The organism is Anaerobiospirillum sp. NML120511 (assembly GCF_023050955.1).
Classification (GTDB): Bacteria; Pseudomonadota; Gammaproteobacteria; order Enterobacterales; family Succinivibrionaceae; genus Anaerobiospirillum.
Genome location: NZ_JALKIK010000094.1, coordinates 1 through 2,632 on the forward strand (window position 1 = coordinate 1; position 2,632 = coordinate 2,632).

Annotated in this window: 3 protein-coding genes and 2 pseudogenes; 2 read left to right on the forward strand and 3 right to left on the reverse strand. The window is 60.1% G+C overall.

The window, feature by feature from the left end:
* Positions 1 to 125: 125 nt before the first annotated feature.
* Positions 126 to 281, forward strand: a pseudogene (locus MXE39_RS12750) (EamA family transporter); the annotation flags it as partial.
* A 31-nt stretch (positions 282 to 312) separates the two neighbouring features.
* On the opposite strand, the gene tet(A) reads toward MXE39_RS12750, so the two are convergent.
* Positions 313 to 1,512 carry a tetracycline efflux MFS transporter Tet(A) gene (gene tet(A), locus MXE39_RS12755; RefSeq protein WP_000804064.1) on the reverse strand — a complete coding sequence of 400 codons (1,200 nt, stop codon included), beginning with the start codon at positions 1,510 to 1,512 and terminating at the stop codon, positions 313 to 315.
* Between the two features lie 105 nt (positions 1,513 to 1,617).
* On the opposite strand from tet(A), the gene tetR(A) reads away from it, so the two are divergent.
* Positions 1,618 to 2,268: a tetracycline resistance transcriptional repressor TetR(A) gene (tetR(A), locus tag MXE39_RS12760; RefSeq protein WP_000164043.1), complete on the forward strand. Its 651-nt coding sequence runs from the start codon at positions 1,618 to 1,620 to the stop codon at positions 2,266 to 2,268.
* Between the two features lie 31 nt (positions 2,269 to 2,299).
* Here the strand turns inward: tetR(A) and MXE39_RS12765 are convergent.
* Positions 2,300 to 2,395 (reverse strand): annotated as a pseudogene (locus MXE39_RS12765) (relaxase); the annotation flags it as partial.
* Positions 2,396 to 2,451: 56 nt separating this feature from the next.
* The coding region (locus MXE39_RS12770) for a hypothetical protein (protein ID WP_246978207.1) at positions 2,452 to 2,632 on the reverse strand (181 nt) is incomplete at its 5' end.

The window sequence follows — 2,632 nt, forward strand, 5'->3', positions numbered from 1 at the left end:
GAGAGTTAGGCGAGTTCATGTCCCAGCTCAGCCATGAGCGCATGCGTGATTGCTTCTGTTGTGACATTTTAGATGACCTTAAGGATGAAGTTTGATGAAAATCACACTAGCTTAATACGCCGTACCCGGGGACCGCCGTGTTGCTAGGATGGTTGTTCTTGGATCAGACGCTGAGTGCGCTTCAAATCATCGGCGTCCTGCTCGTGATCGGGAGTATCTGGCTGGGCCAACGTTCCAACCGCACTCCTAGGGCGCGTATAGCTTGCCGGAAGTCGCCTTGACCCGCATGGCATAGGCCTATCGTTTCCACGATCAGCGATCGGCTCGTTGCCCTGCGCCGCTCCAAAGCCCGCGACGCAGCGCCGGCAGGCAGAGCAAGTAGAGGGCAGCGCCTGCAATCCATGCCCACCCGTTCCACGTTGTTATAGAAGCCGCATAGATCGCCGTGAAGAGGAGGGGTCCGACGATCGAGGTCAGGCTGGTGAGCGCCGCCAGTGAGCCTTGCAGCTGCCCCTGACGTTCCTCATCCACCTGCCTGGACAACATTGCTTGCAGCGCCGGCATTCCGATGCCACCCGAAGCAAGCAGGACCATGATCGGGAACGCCATCCATCCCCGTGTCGCGAAGGCAAGCAGGATGTAGCCTGTGCCGTCGGCAATCATTCCGAGCATGAGTGCCCGCCTTTCGCCGAGCCGGGCGGCTACAGGGCCGGTGATCATTGCCTGGGCGAGTGAATGCAGAATGCCAAATGCGGCAAGCGAAATGCCGATCGTGGTCGCGTCCCAGTGAAAGCGATCCTCGCCGAAAATGACCCAAAGCGCGGCCGGCACCTGTCCGACAAGTTGCATGATGAAGAAGACCGCCATCAGGGCGGCGACGACGGTCATGCCCCGGGCCCACCGGAACGAAGCGAGCGGGTTGAGAGCCTCCCGGCGTAACGGCCGGCGTTCGCCTTTGTGCGACTCCGGCAAAAGGAAACAGCCCGTCAGGAAATTGAGGCCGTTCAAGGCTGCCGCGGCGAAGAACGGAGCGTGGGGGGAGAAACCGCCCATCAGCCCACCGAGCACAGGTCCCGCGACCATCCCGAACCCGAAACAGGCGCTCATGAAGCCGAAGTGCCGCGCGCGCTCATCGCCATCAGTGATATCGGCAATATAAGCGCCGGCTACCGCCCCAGTCGCCCCGGTGATGCCGGCCACGATCCGCCCGATATAGAGAACCCAAAGGAAAGGCGCCGTCGCCATGATGGCGTAGTCGACAGCAGCGCCGGCCAGCGAGACGAGCAAGACCGGCCGCCGCCCGAAACGATCCGACAGCGCGCCCAGCACAGGTGCGCAGGCAAATTGCATCAACGCATACAGCGCCAGCAGAATGCCATAGTGGGCGGTGACGTCGTTCGAGTGAACCAGATCGCGCAGGAGGCCCGGCAGCACCGGCATAATCAGGCCGATGCCGACAGCGTCGAGCGCGACAGTGCTCAGAATTACGATCAGGGGTCTGTTGGGTTTCACGTCTGGCCTCCGGACCAGCCTCCGCTGGTCCGATTGAACGCGCGGATTCTTTATCACTGATAAGTTGGTGGACATATTATGTTTATCAGTGATAAAGTGTCAAGCATGACAAAGTTGCAGCCGAATACAGTGATCCGTGCCGCCCTGGACCTGTTGAACGAGGTCGGCGTAGACGGTCTGACGACACGCAAACTGGCGGAACGGTTGGGGGTTCAGCAGCCGGCGCTTTACTGGCACTTCAGGAACAAGCGGGCGCTGCTCGACGCACTGGCCGAAGCCATGCTGGCGGAGAATCATACGCATTCGGTGCCGAGAGCCGACGACGACTGGCGCTCATTTCTGATCGGGAATGCCCGCAGCTTCAGGCAGGCGCTGCTCGCCTACCGCGATGGCGCGCGCATCCATGCCGGCACGCGACCGGGCGCACCGCAGATGGAAACGGCCGACGCGCAGCTTCGCTTCCTCTGCGAGGCGGGTTTTTCGGCCGGGGACGCCGTCAATGCGCTGATGACAATCAGCTACTTCACTGTTGGGGCCGTGCTTGAGGAGCAGGCCGGCGACAGCGATGCCGGCGAGCGCGGCGGCACCGTTGAACAGGCTCCGCTCTCGCCGCTGTTGCGGGCCGCGATAGACGCCTTCGACGAAGCCGGTCCGGACGCAGCGTTCGAGCAGGGACTCGCGGTGATTGTCGATGGATTGGCGAAAAGGAGGCTCGTTGTCAGGAACGTTGAAGGACCGAGAAAGGGTGACGATTGATCAGGACCGCTGCCGGAGCGCAACCCACTCACTACAGCAGAGCCATGTAGACAACATCCCCTCCCCCTTTCCACCGCGTCAGACGCCCGTAGCAGCCCGCTACGGGCTTTTTCATGCCCTGCCCTAGTACTAAATTTCAAAAGTTTTGACCCACCCCCTGACATAGCCGGATACAGGGGGATATCAAAATCCCAGCATACGTGTAAGCTTATCCTTGTATTCCTTGACAGCTTTAGAGCTGGGAGCCTTTTCAGATGTAAGCCTGAACAGGTACAGTCCAATTGTATAGAAGTAGCAGAAGCCTGAATTGTTCAGACGCAGACCAGCTTTGCATCGCTCAACAATATGCTCAAACCGCTTCTTC